This is a genomic window from Chlamydia suis (assembly GCF_900169085.1).
Lineage (GTDB): Bacteria > Chlamydiota > Chlamydiia > Chlamydiales > Chlamydiaceae > Chlamydia > Chlamydia suis.
The window spans coordinates 503872-525782 of sequence record NZ_LT821323.1; the positions used below are offsets into that span (position 1 = coordinate 503872).

Here is a 21911-nt window from a genome sequence, read left to right on the forward strand (position 1 = left end):
TTTCTTGGGTCGATAGAAAAAGATCTTTCTGTTTATAGTTCCCTTGCAGAATGACGCCACAAGGCGTTTACAATGAAGGAACTTATGAATCAACCCATAAAAAAACACTCTCATTTTTATCCTAAAACCCCATCTAAACCCACTTTCTCAACAACAACCCCCTATCTAGCTCTTATTCCCAAGCTCCTACTTGGTTCTCTGATAATTTATGCCCCATATTCTTTTGGAGAAATGGAATTAGCCATTTCTGGACACAAATACGGCAAAGATCGAGACACCTTCACGATGATCTCTTCTTGCCCAGAAGGCACTAATTACACTATTAACCGTAAACTTATCCTAAGCGATTTCTCTTCAATAAATACCTTCTCATCAGGAGGAGCTTTTAAAAATATAGCAGGGAAAGTTTCCTTCTTAGGGAAAAACCCTCATTCTGCTATCCATTTCAAGCACATCAATATCAAAGGATTTGGATCCGGGGTCTTTTCTGAATCTTCAATTGAATTTTCTAATTTACGCAAACTGGTTGCTTTTGGATCCGAAAGCTCTGGAGGCATCTTTACAGCAAAAGATGACATCTCCTTCAAAAACAATCATTACATAGCCTTTCGTAATAATATCGCTAAAGGAAATGGTGGGGTCATCTTACTTCAAGGTGCAGTTAAAGGAAATGTGTCTTTCACCGATCAAAGGGGCGCTATAATCTTTTCTAATAATCAAGCCATTGTCTCTTCATCTATAAAACATAGTGGGCGTGGAGGAGCGATTAGCGGAGATTTGACTGGATCTCGAATTCTTTTTCTTAATAACCAACAAATTATGTTCGAAGGAAATAGCGCTGTTCATGGAGGAGCTATTTATAGTAAAAATGGGGTGGTAGAATTTCTTGGCAATGCAGGCCCTCTTTCTTTTAAAGAGAATAGCTCCGTAGCCAATGGAGGAGCTATTTATACCAGCAATTTCAAGGCGAATCAGCAAACAGCTCCTATTATATTCTCACAAAACAATGCTAACAAGAAAGGCGGAGCTATTTATGCTCAATACGTTAACTTAGAACAAAATCAAGACACCATTCGTTTTGAAAAAAATTCTGCAAAAGAAGGCGGCGAAGCAATTAGCTCATCCCAATGCGTGATTACAGCTCACGATGCGATTACTTTTGCAGACAATGCTGCAGGAGATTTAGGAGGCGGAGCGATCTTTTTAGATGGGAAACTCCCATCGCTATCCCTAGTAGCCCATAGCGGTAACATTGCATTTAGCGGCAATACAATGCTCCAGGCCACCAAAAAAGGTGCTCTTTCTCGACATAATTCCATTTTTATCAAAGAAGCGCCTTATAAAATTCAATTCGCAGCGAACAAAAACCAGTCCATTAATTTCTTTGATCCAGTCATTGCCCTAGCAGCATCTCCCTCCCCGGTACAGATCAATGCTCCCGAACATGAAACCCCGTTCTTTTCTCCTAAAGGGACCATTGTCTTCTCTGGCGCTAATCTTTTAGACAATGCTAGAGAAGATACGCTTAACAGAACCTCCATTTTCAACCAGCCCGTTCATCTTCATAACGGAACCTTATCTATTGAAAATGGAGCTCATCTCATTGTCCAAAGCTTCAAACAAACAGGTGGCCGCATTAGCTTATCCCCCGGCACCTCTCTAGCTCTCTATACGACGAGTACGCTCTTTCATGGCAATGTTTCTAGTAAGGAGCCTGTTGAAATTAATGGGTTAAGCTTTGGAGTAGACATTTCTCCTTCCAATCTCCAGGCCGAAATCCGTTCAGGAAGCGCTCCTATCAGATTATCGGGTTCCCCCTCTATTCACGATCCTGAAGGCCTATTTTATGAAAATCGAGATACCGCGGCGTCTCCTTACCAAATGGAAATCCTTTTATCCTCGGATAAAGTGATTGATATTTCCAAGTTTACCACAGACTCCCCCGTATCGAATAAAGAAGCTGGGTTTCAAGGAGCTTGGCATTTTAGCTGGCAGCCCAATACGATAAGCAATACCAAACAAAAAATTTTACGCGCATCCTGGATCCCAAACGGAGAATATGTTCTTGAAGCAAACCGCGTTGGCCGAGCAGTCCCTAATTCCTTGTGGAGCACGTTTTTACTTTTACAAACAGCTTCTCATAATCTGGGAGATCACCTATGCAATAAAACGACACTTATTCCAACTTCCTACTTTGGAGTATTAATGGGTGGAACTGGAGCTGAGATGCGCACCTATTCTTCAGACAGAGAAAGCGTTGTCTCTCGTTTAGGCGCAACAGGCACCACTATCATACGGCTGACTCCCTCTCTTACCCTCTCCGGAGGAGGAACACATATGTTCGGAGACTCTTTTGTTGTTGACTTACCAGAGTTTATCACTTCTGAGGGAATTGTACAGAACGTTGGACTTACCCAAATCCTAGGACCTTTGACTCTAAACTCTACTTTATGCGCAGCTTTAGATCACAATGCTATGATGCGCGTATGCTCCAAAAAAGATCATACCTGTGCCAAATGGGATACCTTTGGAATCCGCGGAACGTTAGGAGCCTCTTATACGTTTCTAGATTATGAGAATATCATTCGCATATTCTCATTTGCCAACATAGAAGCTACTAATATTATGCAAAGAGCATTTACTGAAACAGGCTATAACCCAAGAAGTTTTGCTAAGACAAAACTGACGAATATCGCCGTTCCAGTAGGAATTGGTTACGAGTTTTGCTTAAGCAACCACTCCTTTGCTTTATTAGGAAAGGGACATATCGGATACTCTCGAGATATTCAACGAAAGAATCCAGAAACCCTTGCTAAGTTAACTATGAATGACTTCTCATGGACTACCGAAGGCTGCCCCGTTCCAACCTCGGCACATACAGTGGCAAACCAACTCATTCTTCGCTATAAAGCATGTTCTCTGTATGTAACAGCATATGCCATCAACCGAGAAAACAAACAGCTCTCAAGCAGCTTATCTTGCGGAGGCTATGTTGGTTTTTAATAAGCTCTTATAGAGAACGCTTGTTAAAAGCTTTAGAACTTCATGATAAATTAGGCAAGGAATACCTTGCCTAATTTATTTTTCTGATTTATCTAACGCCTATCGAGTTCGTACGTATTCAATGGGTTTGTCTTCTATGAAATGGATGTCAGCTACTGCTGTGTTTGCTGCTGTTCTTCCTTCGGTCTCAGGGTTTTGTTTCCCAGAATCTAAAGAATTGAATTTCTCTCGCACAGGCACCTCTTCTTCTTCTACAACCTTTACAGAAACTATTGCTGAGGACGGCGCAGAATATATTGTCTCTGGTAACGCATCCTTTACCAATTTCACGAATATTCCTGTTAAGACAACGACCTCGAATACATCAACCTCTACCACAACCCCCAATAGCAAGCCTTCTGCCGATACAACTCAAACAGGAAAACTGGTCAGTGCCGCTTCCTCTTCTTCTAGTACCACCGAAAACACTACGGACACTCCAGATCCTAAAGGAGGTGGAGCTTTCTATAATCAGTTTTCCGGAGTTTTATCATTTATGACGCGATCAGGGACCGAAGGTTCTCTGACTCTGTCTAACATCAAAATGACTGGGGATGGAGGAGCGATTTTCTCTCAAGGAGATCTGCTTTTCACAGACCTTACGGGGTTGACTATCCAAGGGAACCTTTCTCAACAGTCTGGAGGGGGAATCTTTGGAGGTTCTAAGATCTCTTTATCCGGAATCACTCAAGCCACATTCTCGTCCAACGCCGCAGAAATCGTTGTTGCAGAAGAAACCCCTCCTACCGAAAAACCAGAAACCTCTTCTACCGCAAAACCAGAAACCGTAACAGCACCAACAACAACACCAATACCACCAACAACAACACCAACACCAACCCCAACAACAGTCTCTACCTCCTCTGAATCAAATTCTTCTGCTTCTGCTCGTAGTCGTTTCATTTGCGCTTCAGCTAATCCAACTACAGGAAGCGATACCAGTTCGGATCATAGACCTGGATCCGGAGGTGCTGTCTATGCTAAAGGAGATTTCACTGTCTCTGACTCTAAAGCAATCGTTTTTTCAACAAACAAAGCTAGCAAAGATGGCGGAGCAATCTTTGCTGAAAAAAATATTCTTTTTGAAAACATTGGTTCATTAAAAGTCCAAAACAATGGAGCAGAGGAAAAAGGCGGGGGTATCTATGCTCAAGGCAACCTCTCGATTCAGTCTTCTAAACAAATCCTGTTTAACTCCAATACCAGCAAGCAAGGAGGCGGAGCTCTTTACATCGAAGGGGATGTAAAATTCCAAGATCTTGAAGAACTTCACATTAAATACAATAAATCTGGCACGTTTGAAACGAAAAAAGTCTCCTTATCGCTACCAAAATCACCTGATAAAAACTCGTTAGCCGCATCTTCCACATCTGAATCGAACACAGCATCTTCCCAATCTGGATCGGGCACAGCATCTCCCCAATCTGGATCGGACACAGCATCTCCCCAACCTGGACCGGACGCAGGAACACCTACTCCTACACCTGTAACAGCGAAAGGAGGAGGGATATATACTGACAAAAATCTTTCTATCTCCAACGTTACAGGGATCATCGAGATTGCGAATAATAAAGCAACAGATGTTGGAGGAGGCGCTTATGTAAAAGGGGCGCTCACTTGCGAAAACTCACACCGCTTACAATTTCTGAAAAACTCCTCCGATAAAAAAGGCGGAGGACTTTACACAGAAGATAGCATTACCCTATCCAATCTGACCGGAAAGACTTTATTCCAAGAGAACACTGCTAAAGAAGAAGGTGGCGGACTTTTCATCAAAGAAGATAAGCCCCTTATCATGAAGGGTCTTGATAGCTTTTGCCTGATCAACAACACTTCTGCGAAAAGCGGTGGGGGTGCCTACGTCTCCAAAGAAATATCTCAGACCTATACTGCCACCAGTGAAGAGTTCCCGGGCATTACTCCTGTACATGGCGAAACAATCATTACTGGGAATAAAGCTACAGGAGGTAGCGGTGGCGGGGTCTGCACAAAACGTCTTGCTCTATCTAATCTCCAGACCGTCTTATTATCTGAAAATTCTGCATCAGAAAATGGAGGCGGAGCCTATACATGTCCGGATACATTTCCTCCTGTAGCTGATTCTTCGACCACAACAGGAACCCCACCCTCAACAGCAACCTCATCCACAACAGGAACCCCATCCCCCGCAGGAGCAGCCGGAGCCGCTGCATCCTCTTCTTTATTTTTCTTAACAGCAGCCACAGATCCTGCCGCTGCTACTCCTAAAGCGGATCAAGAGAGCGATCCTAAAGCGGACAAGGATTTTTTAATCGACTATGTCGTCAACACCACGATTAGTAAAAATACTGCAACAAAAAAGGGTGCTGGTGTTTACGCCAAAAAAGCTAAACTATCCCGTATAGACGCTCTTAACATCTCCGAAAACTCTGCTCAGGAAACGGGTGGGGGGATCTGCTGTACAGAATCTTTAGAATTAGATGCTATTGTCTCCCTATCCGCAACTGGTAACCGCGCAGGGAAAGAAGGCGGAGCTCTTCATGCAAAAACTTTAACCGTTTCTAATTTACAATCAGGATTCTCTTTCTCAAACAATACAGCAAACTCTTCTTCTACAGGAACCGCAACAACCGCAACACAACCCGCTGCTTCTCCAGGTGCAGCTTTACCTCAAGCTTCTGCAGGAGGCTCTTCAACGTCCTCACCAACAACGACCCCACAACCAACGTCCTCACAACAAACGCCCTCACAAAACCCCCTAACATATGCAGGAGTAGTAGGAGGCGCAATTTATGGGGAGACGGTCTCCTTCTCCAAGTGTAGCGGACTTTGTCAATTTTCAGGCAACTCTGCCATAGATAATACCCCTTCTAACCCCTCTTTAAATGTCCAGGGTGGAGCCATCTACGCAAAAACGTCTTTATCTATAGAGGCGGAAGATTCTAGCACTTCTTATGTCTTTGCTGGGAACAGCGTCTCTAGTGGGAAGGCTCAAACCAAAGGGCAAATAGCCGGTGGAGCGATCTGCTCTCCTACAATCACATTAAAATGCCCAACTACATTTTCTAAGAACACCGCTTCCATGGCAACAGCAACTTCCTCATCCGGAAGCCCTAAGGATACCATTGGAGGAGCCATCGCAGGGACTACGATTTCCCTATCAGGGACTTCTCGCTTTTCTGAAAATGCAGCAGATTTAGGAGCTGCCATAGGAACCTTGGACTTGAAAGCGACTAACGGGTCTCCACAAACTCCTGCTGATACTGAAAAAATTTCTCTAGAGAATGGCTCCTTCTCATTCGAAAAAAATAAAGCGAATAAACGCGGAGCTATTTACGCGCCGACCGTTTCCATTAAAGGGAACAACATCACATTTAACCAAAATACATCTACACATGATGGGAGCGCGATTTATTTTACTAAAGACGCAACCATTGAATCTTTGGGATCCGTTCTTTTTACTGGGAATAACGTAACCGCTGAGCAAGCAAACTCCCAAACTTCTGGCCAAAACACCAATACAAAAAACTATGGTGCTGCCATCTTTGGGGATCCTGTAAGCTCCCAGCAACCTCAAACCGATACAACTTTAAAACTCATTGCTTCCTCTGGGAATATTACTTTCAGCAATAACAGCCAAAATACAACTCCAGACAGCCCAGCTAAAAAGTTCTGCAGTATCGCAGGATATGTGAATCTATCTTTACAAGCCGCGCAAGGAAGATCGATTAGTTTCTTTGATTGCATCCATACCTCCACGAAAAACGCTGGCCAAACACAAAATAGTTATGCATCTCTAAATATCAATGAATCTGTTGGAGACAAAACCTATTCAGGGACAATATCTTTCTCTTCAGAACTCCATGAAAATAAATCGTATATTCCACAGAAAGTTGTCTTGCATAACGGAACACTTGTTCTTAAAGAAAACACGGAATTACATGTAGTTTCCTTTGAACAGAAACCTGGCTCAAGTTTGATCATGGAGCCAGGAGCCGTATTGTCTAACCAAAATATAGCTAACGGAGCCTTAGCTATTAATGGACTAACTATTGACTTATCTAGTATGGGAACTCCGAAAGCAGGAGAAATCTTCTCTCCTCCTGAATTACGTATTGTTGCCACTTCTTCCAATTCGCAAGGGGCAGGAGGAGGCAGTAATAGCGGAGTAGGCGGAGTAGGCGGAAAGGTAACCGCCTCTAAAGAGCTCTATACAGCAGCCGCCTCCTCAGCTCCTGGCGCAGCTAGTCCAGCTATGGGCGATAATAAGGTTTTCTTAACGGGAAATCTTACTTTAATCGATCCTAACGGCAACTTTTACCAAAATCCCCTCTTAGGAACAGATCTATCCAATGTCCCGTTAATCAAATTGCCAAGCAATACCAATGATATCGATGTTTCTGCTTTAACTCTCTCTGGAGACCTTGCTCCTAAGAAAGGATATATAGGAACTTGGACTTTGAATCCCGATCCACAAACAGGGAAGATTGTCGCTAATTGGAAATTTGATATGTATCGTCGCTGGGTATATATCCCAAGAGACAATCATTTCTATGCGAACTCAATTTTAGGTTCCCAAAATTCCATGATTGTCGTGAAGCAAGGGCTTATCAACAATATGTTGAGCAATGCTCGTTTCGATGATATTGCTTACAACAACTTCTGGGTTTCTGGGGTGGGAACTTTCTTAGCTCAACAAGGGACTCCCCTCTCAGAAGAATTTAGTTATTATAGCCGAGGAACTTCTGTAGCCATTGATGCAAAACCTAGACCAGATTTCATCTTGGGAGCTGCTTTCAGTAAAATGGTTGGAAGAACCAAAGCGATTAAGAAAGTACATAATTATTTCCATAAAGGGTCCGAATACTCTTATCAGGCCTCTGTCTATGGAGGGAAGTTCCTGTATTTCTTACTCAATAAACAACATGGCTGGGCATTACCCTTCTTATTACAAGGGGTTGTCTCTTATGGGCATATTAAACACGATACGACTACTCGCTATCCTTCTATTCATGAGCTAAATAAAGGAGATTGGGAGGATCTCGGATGGTTAGCAGATCTACGTGTTTCTATGGATCTTAAAGAGCCATCTAAAAATTCTTCTAAACGAGTTTCTCTTTATGGAGAACTTGAGTACTCCAGCATTCGTCAAAAATCATTTACAGAGATCGATTACGATCCACGACACTTTGATGATTGCGCCTATAGAAACCTATCAGTTCCTGTCGGCTGCTCTTTTGAAGGTGCTATCATGAGCTATGATATCCTTATGTATAACAAGTTATCTTTAGCTTACATGCCTTCTATCTATAGAAATAGCCCTGTTTGTAAATATCGAGTCTTATCTTCGAATGAGACAGGCGAGGTTGTTTGCGGAGTCCCTACAAGAACGTCTGCTAGAGCAGAATACAGTACACAACTATATCTAGGACCCTTCTGGACCTTATACGGAAATTATACTATAGATGTAGGCATGTACACTCTGTCACAAATGACTAGCTGCGGAGCTCGCATGATATTCTAAATAAGTGGCCTCTGAAACAAGGAGGCCAAACTTATTCGAGCGGCTTTTTATAAAAATTTTAATACAAAAAGTCGCACGAAACTTGCCCCTATTCTCCCCAAAAAAACTTCGTTTTCAAACTTTTTGAAAACTTCGAATTACGACTCCAAAACCTTCTGTTTTTGCTTTTTTTTAATTCATGGTCTATCTAACACCTATCTTTGTTTTATAGTTAGGCTATCCGAGTTATGAAATTTCTATCAGCTACCGCTGTGTTTGCCGCAGCTCTCCCCTCTGTTACCGAGGCTAACTCCTCTGAATCCCCAATAAAGCTTACAGATTCGAACAGAACAGGCTCCTCTTCTCAATTTACAGAGATCATTCCAGATGGAGGTGCTGAGTACGAGATTTCGGGTAACGTTTCGTTTTCTAGCTTCTCGAATATCCCAGAGGAGATCAAAGATCCTTCTCCAGCCCCCGAACACGAAGAAAATGCCGATACCGATGAAGATTCTTCTCCGGATAGCCGAAATACAAATCCAGAAGAAACCCCACAAAATCCTTCTTCAGAGACTCCAAGAGATGATTCTCAAGCCTCCTCTTCGCAAGAATCTGACGGTGCCTCTGAAGACGGTTCTTCTTCTACACCCACCGCTTCCCCATCAACACCTCCTGAGCAACCTCTAAGCAGCGCGATAGCGCTCCGCTCTTTCCTGTACTCTTTGCAAGCAGAAACAGAAGAGAGAGCCCCAATATCCCAAGATGGTGGCTCTAACGGAGACGCTACTCCCTCAGAGCCTACAGAAGAAGGTCAACAAGAGCCGCGGGTTAACAACACAATTAGTGGAGGCGGAGCCTTTTATAACAATCATGAAGAGAAATTATCCCTTGTAAACAACCCTGAAAATCCAGGCTCCCTCACCCTATCAAACATTCGAGTAACAGGAGCAGGTGGGGCTATTTACTCGAAAGGACCTTTGAGCATAAAGAATCTTAAACAGCTTGTATTAGAAGAAAACTTATCTAAACAAGCTGGTGGAGCTATTTTAGGAGAATCCACAGTGACTATCAGTGGCGTAGACACTCTTACGTTCACTAAGAATGCTGTCAAAGTTACCTTTGTTGATAAATCAGAAACTGAAGGTTCAGAACCTGAAGGTCCTTCTGGCAGTCCAGAAGCTGAAGCTCCTTCTGGCAGTAGTAATGCCTCAGATAACAATTCTTCCGGTGGCGGTAGCAACGGAGTTCCTTCTACTCCCCAAGCCGCAGCCTTTTCAAGATTTTTATCCGCATCTCCTAGTCTAGATTCTCAACCGAACAAAACGGAAAATACGAATAGCACCTTAAACTTTGAATTAGGCTGTGGAGGAGGAATCTACTCTAAAGACAAACTTACTGTCTCGAACTCTAAAGAGATCTCCTTTAATGAAAACTCTGCTACTAAAGATGGAGGAGGTATCTATTCAGAAAACGAAATATCGGTAAGTACCGCTGAGAAAGTTCTCTTTACAGGCAACACCGCAGGGGTAGTAGGGACAGCATCTGCTACCGATACTGAGCAACCCCAAACAGATACGAAACAAGACTCTCAGGAGAGCGCCCCTGGTTCCACAAGCTCTCAAGGGAGCTCCCCAGGTTCCACAGACTCTCAACCGGGCAGTATTGCTTCTGCTAGATTAACACAGCTTTCTTTAACCCGTTCCGCTTCTACAGAGGTTAGCGGATCGCAAGGCCAAGAAGATAGTCCCCAGCAAAACGAACAAGATTCCGAAAATAATCGGCAAGAAGAAGCTTCTTCTAATGAAAACACGAATCCCGATCAAGCTGCTTCTACAAATGATCAATCTCCTGACGGCGGATCTTCTGGCAGCGAATCTCCTTCCCCAACATCTCCTCAATCCCCTACCACGGAAGTCATCAAACCCGTTGTAGGTAGCGGAGGTGCGGTCTATACCAAAAAATCTTTGACCGTTACAGATGTTACTAAAATCGAGCTTGTCAAAAACTCAGCTACAGGAGACGGAGGAGCTATCTATGCAGCTGATAAGGTAGCCTTTACCACTACTACGGCAAGCGACACTAGTGATGCTCGAGATCCTGGAGAAACAACTATCTCAGATAACAAAGCCTCGGGATGCGGAGGAGGCGTATGTACTAAAGCTTTCTCTGCTAACAATCTAAAAACACTTACTCTGTCTAAAAACACTTCTGAGAAGTCCGGAGGAGCTATTTACACAGATCTGGACGCTCTTAAAACTCCAGAAAAATCGGAAACAGAACCGTCTACCACCCCATCATCATCAAGTCCTGGAGCACCAGCTGCCGCTGCTAAAACGAGCCGCTTTGTAGCAGCGACTTCCAATCCTCAATCAGAAACTGTAGTTGATAGCCCTGATAGTGATATTGATGTATTCATCAATAAAGTCTTGACCGTTTCTATTACAGAGAACAAGGCCGCGAAAAAAGGTGGTGGAGTTTACGGTAAAAAAGCCAAATTCTCTAATCTTGATAAGTTAGACATCTCAAATAATACCGCTCAAGATATTGGAGGAGGTCTTTGCTTAACAGAAAGTGTCGAATTTGACGCTATAGGATCTCTATCTACCTCTAATAACTCTGCTATCGCGCAGGGAGCCGGAATTCACGCAAAAACAGTTACTATAACCAACACAAAGTCTGCGTTTACATTTGCCAATAACACTGTAAAAGCAACAGAAAATCCCGGACCAGAAGTTACTCAACCAGAGGGAACCGCTCCTTCTGACGGAGAGAATCTGCCCTCAACTTCTAACGATGGACAAGATCAAAACCCTTCCTCCGAAAATGAATCAAATCAAGAGCAACCAGAAGCTGAGTCAAGAGCCTCTGAAGAAGCTTCTGACGTAAGTAGCGGGCAAGAAGAAAATGAAGAAGGATCTGCTTCAGCATCCTCCTCTGCAAGAAATAGTGAAAGTGAAGGAAGATCAGATTCAAACGAAGCTGATCAGCCAGAGGCTCTAGTTAGCAGCAATAGTGAAAATAGCGACCAAGCAGCAGGATCTGATTCAACACCCTCCCCTGAAATAAATGGTGAAAGTGAAACCCAACATCTTCCTGAGACATCTCCAGAAACACTTTCAACTGAAGAAACACACGATTCTACATCTGAACACACAGAATCTGAAGCAGCAGCCCCCGAAGCTTCTAGCCCAGTTTCTTCCGAATCATCCACAACTAGTCAGGGAACTCAAGCTACCGCATCCTCTCGTGTTGCAATTCTAAGCTCTACAAACACAGTTGGATCTCCGAGTGCTACGTCCCCTACTTCTGAAGCTTCTGGATCTACTGCAGGCGGAGAAGATTCTAGATCTGATACAGGCGAAGGAGATTCACAATCCGGAGAAGCAGGCCCTAATGGAAACCAAACAGAAGGATCTAGTGACAGCCCAACTTTAGTTGCTGGAGGAGCCATCTGGGGAGATACCGTTAAGATTGAAAACTTCTCCGGAAATGGAACGTTCTCTAAGAATACGGTTATAGATAATAAGAACTCTGGATCTACAGCCAATGTCTTAGGAGGAGCTATCTATGCTAAAACCTCCTTAGATATTAACAACGGAAGCTCTAATAGAAGCATTATCTTCTCAGATAACTCTGTTTCTTCGGAATCTACCACAGGCCAGGTTGCTGGAGGGGCCATCTTCTCCCCCACTGTTACGATCAAAGCCCCAGTGGTATTTTCTAAAAACTCTGCAACTCATGAAAGAACAAATCTCAAAGATGGAGGTACAAATCTCAAAGATACCTTCGGAGGAGCTATTGGGGCCACTACCTCGGTCTCTATCTCGAAAGGAGCACGTTTTTCAGAAAATACTGCCGACATTGGATCTGCTATTGGATTAGTGGCTGGTGCAATCCCTGTAGATAACAATTCCGGTACTACTACAGTCTCTGACCCAGGAACCCCAAGTACAACTCCTGACACACAAAACAAGGATACGGTAAGACTCGAAGGTGGTTCTTACTATTTTGAAAAAAATAAAGCCCTAAAACGAGCAACTATTTACGCTCCTACTGTATCTATCAAGGCCTATACTGCAACATTTAACCAAAACAGTTCTGCAGAAGAAGGTAGTGCAATTTACTTCACTAAAGAAGCGTCTATCGAATCTTTGGGATCTGTTCTTTTTACAGGAAACTTAGTAACTCCAACAAACAGTACCACAGCAATCTCTACAGAAGCTGTCAAGAAGTATGGAGCTGCCATTTTTGGACAAATTGCTGCTACAAATGGAACACAACCAACTTCTCAGACACCGCCAACAACAACACCAGAGAACCTTCCTCTAAAACTTATAGCTTCCGGGGGAAATATCAGTTTCCGTAACAATGAGTACCGTCCTACTGCTCCAGCTATAGGACAACCTAGTTTCTGCAGTATCGGAGGAGATGTTAAACTCACTATGCAAGCAGCAGAAGGCAAAACGATAAGCTTTTTTGATGCGATCCGAACAACCACTAAGAAAACAGGAACGCGAGCATCCGACTATGATACCTTAGATATTAATGCTAACACTGTAAACTCTGCTTTCACGGGAACAATTATGTTCTCTTCTGAGTTACATGAGAACAAATCCTATATTCCGCAAAATGTGGTTCTACACAGTGGATCACTTGTATTGAAAGCTAACACAGAACTTCATGTGATTTCGTTCGATCAGAGAGAGGGCTCCTCGCTTATCATGGAACCGGGAGCAGTTCTTTCTAACCAAGCTACAGCCGATGGATCCTTAGTGATAAATAACCTCACCATCGACTTATCAAGCGTAGGAACCACCGTATCCCCCGGAGGAGGGCTTTTCACGCCTCCAGAACTGAGAATCGTAGATACCACCAGTGGTGGAAATAGCGGAGCTCAAGGGGGAAGCAGCGGAAGTGCAGACAACAATCCTAGCAGCGGAAGTGTAGACAGCAATTCTGGCGGCGGAGGCTCCGGTAGTGGCCAAGATGCTACCAACGCTGGTAACGGCGGCAGCTCTACTGGCACAGATAGTAGCGTTAATGGAAGCGGTGGAGCAAGTTCATCGGACTCTAGCAGCTCCTCTGCTCCAACCTCTAACTCTGCCCCTTCTCCTGTAGCAGCCTCAGCCCAAGCTTCTATTACTAAAAACCTGACGGCAGCAGTTCCAGCAAATCCAGGAACAATAGGTAATAAGGTTATTATTGATGGAGTGATTACTCTAGTCGATCCTAACGGAACATTCTTCCAAAACCCTGCATTAGGATCTGACCAAACAATCTCTTTATTGGTGCTGCCTAAAGATTCCAACAAAATGCAAGCACAGAAAGTGGTGCTGTCAGGCGATATTTCCCCTCAAAAAGGCTACACGGGAAACCTTACGCTTGATCTAAGCAACTTACAAACAGGAATCCAAGCTATCTGGACATTCAAATCCTACAGACAGTGGGTCTATATTCCTAGAGATAATCACTTCTATGCCAACTCGATCCTAGGCTCTCAAATGTCTATGGCCACCGTCAAACAAGGCTTGATTAATGATAAGTTGAATCTCGCTAGATTTGATGAGGTTGCTTACAACAACTTGTGGGTATCTGGAGTAGGAACAAAGCTTTCTCAGAGAGGCGGTCCACGATCTGAGGAAATGACTTACTACAGTAGAGGCGCTTCTGTTGCTTTAGATGCGAAACCTGCTCAAGATCTGATCATTGGAGCTGCATTTTCTAAGATGATTGGAAGAAGCAAGTCTTTGAAACAAGAGCATAACTACACGCACAAAGGATCCGAATACTCTTATCAAGCCTCTGTTTATGGAGGAAGACCTTTTCACTTGGTAATGAATAGAGGAACAGAACGAACCCTACCACTCTTATTGCAAGGGGTGATTTCTTATGGTTACATTAAACATGATACCGTTACCCACTATCCTACAATTCGTGAACGAAACAAAGGAGAGTGGGAGGATTTAGGATGGTTAGCTGCGTTGCGCCTATCTTCCGTCTTAAAAGCTCCTACACAAGGGGATTCTAAACGCATTTCTGTTTTCGGAGAGTTTGAATACTCCAGCATTCGTCAAAAACAATTTACGGAAACAGAATACGATCCTCGTTACTTCGGTAACTGCACTTATAGAAATTTGGCAACACCTTTAGGGATAGCCCTAGAGGGAGAGTTCAAAGGTAACGATATTTTGATGTATAACAGATTCTCTGTAGCTTATATGCCATCCATCTATCGAAACTCACCAGTATGCAAGTACAAGGTACTTTCATCCGGAGAAGGAGGAGAAATTATTTGCGGAGTCCCAACAAGAAACACCTCTCGAGCAGAATACAGTACACAGCTGTACCTCGGGCCTTTATGGACACTGTATGGTTCCTACACACTAGAAGCGGATGCTCATACGTTAGCTAATATGATTAACTGCGGCGCCCGCATGACCTTCTAACAATTCTTAGAAGGCAGCTCTTGACTAGAGCTGCCTTCTAGGAACTTGTCTCTCACCATCAATTCTCCGACTCAAGAACATTCTGGCGAAAACAAAGACACACTTGCAGTGGTGAGGGTCATTTGTGCAAATGTGACAAACGGAGAGAGAGGGATTCGAACCCTCGGTACGCGTTAACGCACACACGCTTTCCAAGCGTGCTCCTTAAGCCACTCGGACATCTCTCCATAAGTACAGACTACGCCCTAAAAGCCTTAGCTACCGTCACTAAGCAGACCATTAAGGCAGTAGAAAAAACATTCTTAGTTTTTTAAGATTTTATCTCCAGCTTTTTCTTATAAAACTCATCGTTACCCAAAAAAATCCTTGCCCAACTTGTCATTCAACAAATCTCTGTACAATCTTTAACAGTCTCTTCCCTAAAGAATAAATTATACGGGAGACAAGCCATTGAACAAAATTGCTAAACAATAGAATAATGGTCCGTTGTTAATATTTTAAGATAGTATGCGCTTACTTATTTTTCTCCTCCTTTCTTTGGGGATCATTCATTCTTATGGAGACGAGATTCCTAGTCGAAAGCAGGTTTTGGTTAGTATTGTTCCTTATAAATTTCTTGTGGAACAAATTGCTGGTGATACGTGCCAAGTCTTTTCTATAGTTACGGATAATCGTGATCCCCACAACTATGAGCTTCCTCCCAAATATATAGAAAAAATACGCCAGGTAAAACTTTGGTTTCGAATCGGAGAAGGATTTGAAAGGACTTGTGAGCGAATTATCTCTTGTAAACAGGTAGACCTTGCTGCCAATATCGATAAAATCATGAATGGGTCTTGTTGCCAACGTTTTCTAAATTTTGATACTCACACTTGGTTAAGCCCGAAAAATTTAAAAATTCAAATTGAATCTATAACAGAATCTTTAATCGAAATGTCTCCAGAGCATGAGGCTTTATATCGTAAAAACAGCTTGTTATTACAAGACAAGCTTGATCAGTTAGATCAACAAGTCTCTTCTATTGTTTCTGAAGCCTCTCAACGGAATATCTTAGTTACCCACGGAGCTTTTGCCTATTTTTGTAGAGACTACGGGTTCACACAACATACTATTGAACGCCCTAATCATTCAGAATTATCCCCTAAAGACATTGTTCGCGTGGAACGAACAATTCGCGATCATAATTTGCATTCCGTTATTTTGCTAAAACATGCCGGGAAACGTAGTAGTGCTGCTTTAGTGCGAAAGTTCAATATGACCCCCATTCTACTAGATCCTTATGCTGAGGATATTTTCACTAATTTAATAGCTATCGCAACGGCCTTTGCAAGTTTATGACAAAACAATTACTACTCGAGAATGTGTCTTTTCGCTACGGAAAAACAGGTCCTTTAATTGTTGACCACGTCTCCTGCGAAATCTGTTCTGGAGATTTCATTGGAATTATCGGGCCTAACGGAGGAGGGAAAACGACTCTTACGCAGATTATGCTTGGGCTATTGCAACCTACCTGTGGGAAAATCTCTACCTACTCTACGCGAGAAAATAGTCCTTTATCCATAGGTTGGGTCCCCCAACACTTTGCCTATGATGCTGCATTTCCTATTACCGTCAAAGAAACTGTTCTTTCTGGCCGGTTAGCAACTCTTCCGTGGTATGGACGTTATACCAAGCAGGATCATGAAGCCGCCGAAGAAGCTCTTCATACAGTCGATCTGCTCCCCTACCGAGACTCGTGCTTTTCCCATCTGTCCGGAGGACAAATCCAACGGGTTCTTTTGGCTAGAGCTTTAGCTGCTCGTCCAGAATTCCTTCTATTAGATGAACCAACAGCTAATATTGACCCTGCTAATCAACAAAAGATTTTGCAAATTCTTTCCGCTCTAAATCAGCACTGCACGATCCTTATGATCACTCATGACTTACATCACACTGCAGGGTGTTTTAATAAAGTATTCTTCATGAATAAAAAATTAACAGCTTTGGCAGACACTAAAACCATTTCAGAACGATTTTGTTGTAACACTTTTGGTAAAAATTCATGATCTCCGTTCTCTCTTCTCTTCTCCCACCTCTTTTGTTTCCTTCCTTGTTAGCTGCGTTGGGAGCTTCCATTGCTGGGGGAATCGTAGGATCATATATCGTAGTGAAACGCATCGTATCTATTAGCGGAAGCATAGCCCATTCGATTCTAGGAGGAGTTGGGATTGCTTTATGGCTGCAATATCAGTTTGATCTACCTATCTCGCCTTTGCACGGAGCTATTGCATGCGCAATCTTTGTGGCGATTTGTATTGGAAACGTTCATCTGAAATACCATGAACGTGAAGACTCTATTATTTCTATGATTTGGTCTATCGGTATGGCCGTGGGAATGTTATGCATATCAAAACTTCCCTCGTTTAATTCGGATCTTGCGGACTTTCTTTTTGGAAATATTCTTTGGGTAACTCCTAAAGACCTTTACTTTCTTGGGATCTTAGATCTTCTAATTGTTGCTACTGTATCGATTTGTCATACACGATTCTTAGCTTTGTGCTTTGATGAGAAATACATGGCATTAAATCACTATTCTGTAAAGGCTTGGTATTTATTACTACTTATCCTGACAGCAATCACAACAGTCGTTCTCATGTACGTAATGGGAGTCATTTTAATGTTAAGTATGCTTGTTTTACCTGTGTCGATAGCTTGTCGTTTTTCTTTTAAAATGAGCCGTATTATCTATACTGCATCCATTTTGAATATGTGCTGCTCATGTTTAGGAATCATTCTCGCCTATATCTTGGACCTACCAGTTGGACCCGTTATCGCAATCTTAATGGGAGCAGCCTACTCACTGAGTTTACTGTTAAAAAGATCGTGCAATGCATCCACTCCCTCTCCAGTAAGTCCTGACAGCAAGATAAACTGTTGATCAGGGAATGTACGCTTTAAAAGAGCCAGACGTTCTTCTCGTTCATCAGGCAATAACTGATCTGTCTTATTTAAAGCGATCACCATACTTTTATTTTTAAGATCTTCTTTATAAGCCGAGAGCTCGTTAAGCAAAATTTCAAGATCCTTCTCAGGGGAATTTCTTTCTACTCCAGAGATATCGACCACCAATAATAACAATCGCGTTCGTTCAATATGACGAAGAAAATCTAATCCCAAGCCCCGATTCTGCGAAGCGCCTTCAATAATCCCAGGGATATCTGCTATAACCCACGGTTTCTGGTATAAAAACCCTTTTTGATGAACTAATCCTAACGAAGGCTGTAGGGTTGTGAAAGGGTAGGCACCTACTTTAACTTCTGCACGAGCGAGATTGTTAAATAAAGTAGATTTCCCCGCATTAGGGAAGCCCACGAGACCAATATCAGCTATGAGTTTGAGTTCTAATTCTACCAAACGAATCTCACCAGGCTTCCCTGGAGTTGCTTTTGTTGGAGCTCGGTTAACAGATGTTTTAAAGAACACATTTCCTTTACCACCTCTACCTCCTTGGCAAACAACAATGCGGTCTCCATCTTTAGTGAAATCATGGATTAGCTCTCCAGTATGAGCATCCCGTAAAAGAGTTCCCTCTGGAACCTTTAAAACCAGATCCTTACCATTTTTTCCTGTACGATTATTACTAGCCCCAGGCTGCCCATCATTTGCTTTAAGAAAACGAAGATTCCGGTATTCTTCAAAAGAATACATGTTGGCAACAGCTTCTATAAGAATCGACCCGCCATTACCACCATTACCACCATAAGGGCCTCCCTTAGGAAGATATTTTTCCTTTCTCCAAGCTACAACACCGTTACCGCCTTTCCCTGCGCGTAACTCTAAAGTAATTTGATCAACAAACATGAGACTAGTCCTGGACAAACAAAAAAAGCCCCATTTTTACGCTTAGGCAAAAATAGAGCTCGAAAAACTAAATTATAAATAAAAACGAACTAAGCTTGTGGTATAACAGAAACGTAAGTACGATCCGTTTTTTTCATAACAACAATACCATCCACTAAAGCAAATAGTGTATCGTCTTTTCCTCTACCAACATTCACTGCAGGATGCCACTTAGTCCCTCGTTGTCTAACTAAAATGCTCCCAGTAGAAACTCTTTGCCCTGCGCCAACTTTTAAACCAAGACGCTTTGATTCGGAATCGCGACCGTTACGGCTTGCTCCCTGACCTTTCTTATGTGCCATGACTCAAAAACCCTTTATGTTTCTTACAATTTACATAACCAAATCGCAAATCTTCACCCGAAGGTAATTTTGACGATGACCTATTTTTTTGTGGTAATTCTTACGTTTTTTGTACTTGTAAGCCACAACCTTCTCTCCGCGAACAAAAGAAACTAGTTCCCCTTTCACTACAGCGCTACCAACAGTTGGAGCCCCAACGGAAGCTTTCTCTCCATCAAAAGTAAACAAAACTTCTTGAAAAAGGACTTCTTTGTTCTCTTCAGAAATACCATCCAACAATTCGACGTCTATAACATCGCCTTTGCGAACCTGGTATTGCTTATTTCCAGTCTGAATTACAGCGTAAGGCTCCATTAATTTTTCCTATAAACTTTACTTGTTGAAACTCCCCATCCTGAAGGAAGCGCCTGACTTGTCCGGAGAGCCTTTGTGTTAATGCCTACAGATATATCATCCTTAAGCGAACAACAAACATAACTACTTCCCCCACGCTTCAAAAAGACCGGCGCTCCTTTTTCCTAATCCAGGGCACTGGCCAAAGCACATGCGGATCGTAGCAACTTTTAATTCTCTGAGTAGATGCGAAACCTGCTATAAAAAAGTTAGAGGGCCTCCGTCCAACCCCCTGAACGCCACTTGCGAGTACACTCGCACACTCATAAGATGGCCAGAGCCGGGATCGAACCGACGACACAAGGATCTTCAGTCCTCTGCTCTACCAGCTGAGCTATCTAGCCACACTCGGGACCATTGTAGAGAAACTACCGCTTTAAATCAACGATATTTCTTGTTATCCGAAAAATCTTTAATCCTATTAAAAAATACCAGCGCCTACAGATTCCCTCAGAGCAAAAAGGGAGGCTGCTGCTACTCCAAAAACGAATTACAAGTTATAAAGAATTTAGCTATAGTTTTGCCTAGAATTCCAAGCGAGAGGGAATTCCCAAGCCAAAGGAGCTCTTGTTATGAAAAAGCATTTTATTACTGGCCTAGTTATTCTTCTCCCCTTAGCAATTACCATCGCGGTTGTTGGGATGATTATGAATTTTCTCACACAGCCTTTTGTTGGTATGGCTTCGGATTTATTCGAAAAATTTAGTTTTTATGCTAAATACAAAGCTTTTCTTAGATTTGGCTTACAAATTGTACTTTTATTTGGGCTTTTCTTTACAACAGTTCTGCTTGGATTCCTTGCCCGCCTTATGATTTTTAAATCTTTACTATCTGTTTATGACAAAGTCCTTCATAGGATCCCAATTATCAAAACTGTCTATAAGGCAGCTCAACAGGTCATGACGACAATTTTTGGCTCCCAATCCGGATCTTTCAAACAAGTGGTCATGGTCCCCTTCCCTAACAAAGAAGTTCTATGCATCGGTCTAGTGGCGGGAGACGCTCCAACATCATGCTCTCGAAACGCTGATGACCCCATGATTACTGTATTCATTCCGACAACTCCAAACCCTACTTCTGGGTTCCTGACTTTGTTTAAAAAATCGGACATTACCTTTCTAGATATGAAAATTGAAGATGCATTCAAATACGTGATCTCTTGTGGAGTATTGAACTCGGACCCCTGCGCTTCTTCTCCATTCATAAATCCTAATTCTTAATCCCTTCAATCGTCGCTTGTTGCGCAAAAATTTTTTAGTTGAAGCCTGCTTAGAGCTCTATTGAAAAAAAAACAGCTCTCTACTATTCTGTTCTCTTCATGAGCAACAGCCGCAGCTAAGTTGCTATTTTCTTCGTAAATCTCTTTTCATCCGGAAAGAAAGATCTTGTTGGGTTATTTATATGACACGAATGAGTAAACAAGCTCGCCGTAGAGCTCAAAGTCCAAAGAAACGCAAACCCGTTTATGCTATTCAGCATCCAAAAGATGCTCCAAGAATTGCTTTTAAGGTCCACACCAACACGGTGAATAGTGTTGGCGTTTTTGTTCCTCAAATTGGTTAGTTATTAGAGAAAAAACATGTCTAGACATCGCAGTTACGGAAAATCTGTTAAAGGAGAAACCAAAAGAAACGTTCTTAAGCGTTTTGAGCGCATCGAAGTTTTGCGTAAATTAGGGCGCTGGGACGATGCTACCGCTAAGAAAGTCACAGGCCTTCTTAAAACTCCTGTGATTAAATAATTTGTATTTTTTTTGTTTATTTTGGATTCATCTTCTCCTCAAATTTTTGTTTCTAACGAGCAACAAGACGTTGATATAGATTTACAATCTGTTCGACGTCTTGTTGTTTTATTTCTGCAGATGCATAAAATTTCTACAGATCAGGTGTATATCTATTTTTTAACAGATGCTGCTCTTGCTCAACTGCATGATGAGCAATTTTCTGACCCCTCCCTAACAGACACCATCACGCTTCCCATAGACAAACCAGGCGACCCTTCTTTTCCGCATGTTCTAGGAGAAGCTTTTGTTAGTCCTAAAGCAGCCATGCGATTCCTGGGGCAATATACACAATCCCAGTTATATCATGAGATCTCCCGTTATGTAGTCCACTCTTTACTACACATGTTAGGATACGACGATCAAACAGATGAAGATAAACAGATTATGCGAGCACAGGAAGACTCTTCCTTGGACTTCTTAGCTCAAAACCAAGCGTTACTACAACCTACTACATAAAAAAGTCTTCTTCTCTCTCTAGAAATCTCTATATCGATAAAAATTTTTATCGTAACATGCAAAGAAGGCTATGAGCCTCCTCAAATTAGGCTCCTAGAATAATTTCTTGTTTTACCGGAGAAAGCCCC

The 21911-nt window shown here is 42.5% G+C and carries 12 protein-coding genes, 2 tRNA genes and 2 pseudogenes; 11 read left to right on the top strand and 5 right to left on the bottom strand.

Annotation, left to right across the window (positions count from 1 at the left end; translation table 11 throughout):
* Positions 1-84 precede the first annotated feature (84 nt).
* From B6E89_RS02245 to B6E89_RS02255, 4 genes and pseudogenes are all read left to right on the top strand, one after another.
* Positions 85-3003 (top strand): polymorphic outer membrane protein middle domain-containing protein, encoded by a 2919-nt coding sequence (locus B6E89_RS02245; RefSeq protein ID WP_080133081.1) that lies wholly within the window; start codon positions 85-87, stop codon positions 3001-3003.
* Between the two features lie 136 nt (positions 3004-3139).
* Positions 3140-8545: a polymorphic outer membrane protein middle domain-containing protein gene (locus B6E89_RS02250; protein ID WP_080133261.1), complete on the top strand. Its 5406-nt coding sequence runs from the start codon at positions 3140-3142 to the stop codon at positions 8543-8545.
* Positions 8546-8772: 227 nt separating this feature from the next.
* Positions 8773-9996: pseudogene (locus tag B6E89_RS05060) on the top strand (Pmp family polymorphic membrane protein autotransporter adhesin); the annotation flags it as partial.
* Between the two features lie 252 nt (positions 9997-10248).
* Positions 10249-14970 (top strand): annotated as a pseudogene (locus B6E89_RS02255) (polymorphic outer membrane protein middle domain-containing protein); the annotation flags it as partial.
* Between the two features lie 140 nt (positions 14971-15110).
* Here B6E89_RS02255 and B6E89_RS02260 read toward each other — a convergent pair.
* Positions 15111-15197 (bottom strand) — tRNA-Ser (locus B6E89_RS02260).
* Between the two features lie 280 nt (positions 15198-15477).
* Between B6E89_RS02260 and B6E89_RS02265 the strand changes: the two genes are divergently transcribed.
* Genes B6E89_RS02265 through B6E89_RS02275 form a run of 3 tightly spaced genes read left to right on the top strand, consistent with a single transcriptional unit; the run spans position 15478 to position 17887 of the window.
* On the top strand, positions 15478-16308 hold the full coding sequence (locus B6E89_RS02265) for a metal ABC transporter solute-binding protein, Zn/Mn family (protein WP_035406529.1): 831 nt from the start codon (positions 15478-15480) through the stop codon (positions 16306-16308).
* On the top strand, positions 16305-17015 hold the full coding sequence (locus B6E89_RS02270; RefSeq protein ID WP_080133087.1) for a metal ABC transporter ATP-binding protein: 711 nt from the start codon (positions 16305-16307) through the stop codon (positions 17013-17015). The genes B6E89_RS02265 and B6E89_RS02270 overlap by 4 nt, the downstream gene beginning before the upstream one ends.
* Positions 17012-17887: a metal ABC transporter permease gene (locus tag B6E89_RS02275; protein ID WP_035406535.1), complete on the top strand. Its 876-nt coding sequence runs from the start codon at positions 17012-17014 to the stop codon at positions 17885-17887. Before B6E89_RS02270 ends, B6E89_RS02275 begins: the two co-directional genes overlap by 4 nt.
* On the opposite strand, the gene obgE is transcribed toward B6E89_RS02275, so the two are convergent.
* The 4 genes from obgE to B6E89_RS02295 all read right to left on the bottom strand — a co-directional run bounded on the left by obgE (position 17803) and on the right by B6E89_RS02295 (position 19888).
* Positions 17803-18810 carry a GTPase ObgE gene (gene obgE / locus B6E89_RS02280; RefSeq protein ID WP_080133088.1) on the bottom strand — a complete coding sequence of 336 codons (1008 nt, stop codon included), beginning with the start codon at positions 18808-18810 and terminating at the stop codon, positions 17803-17805. The genes B6E89_RS02275 and obgE overlap by 85 nt on opposite strands.
* Before the next feature lie 89 nt (positions 18811-18899).
* Positions 18900-19151 (bottom strand): 50S ribosomal protein L27, encoded by a 252-nt coding sequence (gene rpmA / locus B6E89_RS02285; RefSeq protein ID WP_009871771.1) that lies wholly within the window; start codon positions 19149-19151, stop codon positions 18900-18902.
* A 30-nt stretch (positions 19152-19181) separates the two neighbouring features.
* The gene (rplU, locus tag B6E89_RS02290; protein WP_035406542.1) at positions 19182-19505 is read right to left on the bottom strand and encodes a 50S ribosomal protein L21; all 324 of its coding nucleotides are present in this window, start codon (positions 19503-19505) and stop codon (positions 19182-19184) included.
* A 310-nt stretch (positions 19506-19815) separates the two neighbouring features.
* Positions 19816-19888: transfer RNA gene (locus B6E89_RS02295), tRNA-Phe, on the bottom strand.
* Positions 19889-20116: 228 nt separating this feature from the next.
* Between B6E89_RS02295 and B6E89_RS02300 the strand changes: the two genes are divergently transcribed.
* The 4 genes from B6E89_RS02300 (at position 20117) to ybeY (ending at position 21783) form a co-directional block, all read left to right on the top strand.
* Positions 20117-20764, top strand: a complete 648-nt coding sequence (locus B6E89_RS02300) for a DUF502 domain-containing protein (RefSeq protein WP_035406545.1) — start codon at positions 20117-20119, stop codon at positions 20762-20764.
* A gap of 181 nt (positions 20765-20945) precedes the next feature.
* Positions 20946-21107 carry a hypothetical protein gene (locus B6E89_RS04900; RefSeq protein WP_087877865.1) on the top strand — a complete coding sequence of 54 codons (162 nt, stop codon included), beginning with the start codon at positions 20946-20948 and terminating at the stop codon, positions 21105-21107.
* 16 nt (positions 21108-21123) lie between these two features.
* Positions 21124-21285: a small basic protein gene (locus B6E89_RS02305; protein WP_080121478.1), complete on the top strand. Its 162-nt coding sequence runs from the start codon at positions 21124-21126 to the stop codon at positions 21283-21285.
* A 12-nt stretch (positions 21286-21297) separates the two neighbouring features.
* Positions 21298-21783, top strand: a complete 486-nt coding sequence (ybeY, locus tag B6E89_RS02310; protein WP_080123058.1) for an rRNA maturation RNase YbeY — start codon at positions 21298-21300, stop codon at positions 21781-21783.
* Positions 21784-21911 lie beyond the last annotated feature (128 nt).

Bases quoted from the DNA above. Each gene is read 5' to 3' on its own strand.
- B6E89_RS02245 (WP_080133081.1), top strand. From the start codon at position 85: ATGAATCAACCCATAAAAAAACACTCTCATTTTTATCCTAAAACCCCA.
- B6E89_RS02250 (WP_080133261.1), top strand. From the start codon at position 3,140: ATGAAATGGATGTCAGCTACTGCTGTGTTTGCTGCTGTTCTTCCTTCG.
- B6E89_RS02265 (WP_035406529.1), top strand. From the start codon at position 15,478: ATGCGCTTACTTATTTTTCTCCTCCTTTCTTTGGGGATCATTCATTCT.
- B6E89_RS02270 (WP_080133087.1), top strand. From the start codon at position 16,305: ATGACAAAACAATTACTACTCGAGAATGTGTCTTTTCGCTACGGAAAA.
- B6E89_RS02275 (WP_035406535.1), top strand. From the start codon at position 17,012: ATGATCTCCGTTCTCTCTTCTCTTCTCCCACCTCTTTTGTTTCCTTCC.
- obgE (WP_080133088.1), bottom strand. From the start codon at position 18,810: ATGTTTGTTGATCAAATTACTTTAGAGTTACGCGCAGGGAAAGGCGGT.
- rpmA (WP_009871771.1), bottom strand. From the start codon at position 19,151: ATGGCACATAAGAAAGGTCAGGGAGCAAGCCGTAACGGTCGCGATTCC.
- rplU (WP_035406542.1), bottom strand. From the start codon at position 19,505: ATGGAGCCTTACGCTGTAATTCAGACTGGAAATAAGCAATACCAGGTT.
- B6E89_RS02300 (WP_035406545.1), top strand. From the start codon at position 20,117: ATGAAAAAGCATTTTATTACTGGCCTAGTTATTCTTCTCCCCTTAGCA.
- B6E89_RS04900 (WP_087877865.1), top strand. From the start codon at position 20,946: ATGACACGAATGAGTAAACAAGCTCGCCGTAGAGCTCAAAGTCCAAAG.
- B6E89_RS02305 (WP_080121478.1), top strand. From the start codon at position 21,124: ATGTCTAGACATCGCAGTTACGGAAAATCTGTTAAAGGAGAAACCAAA.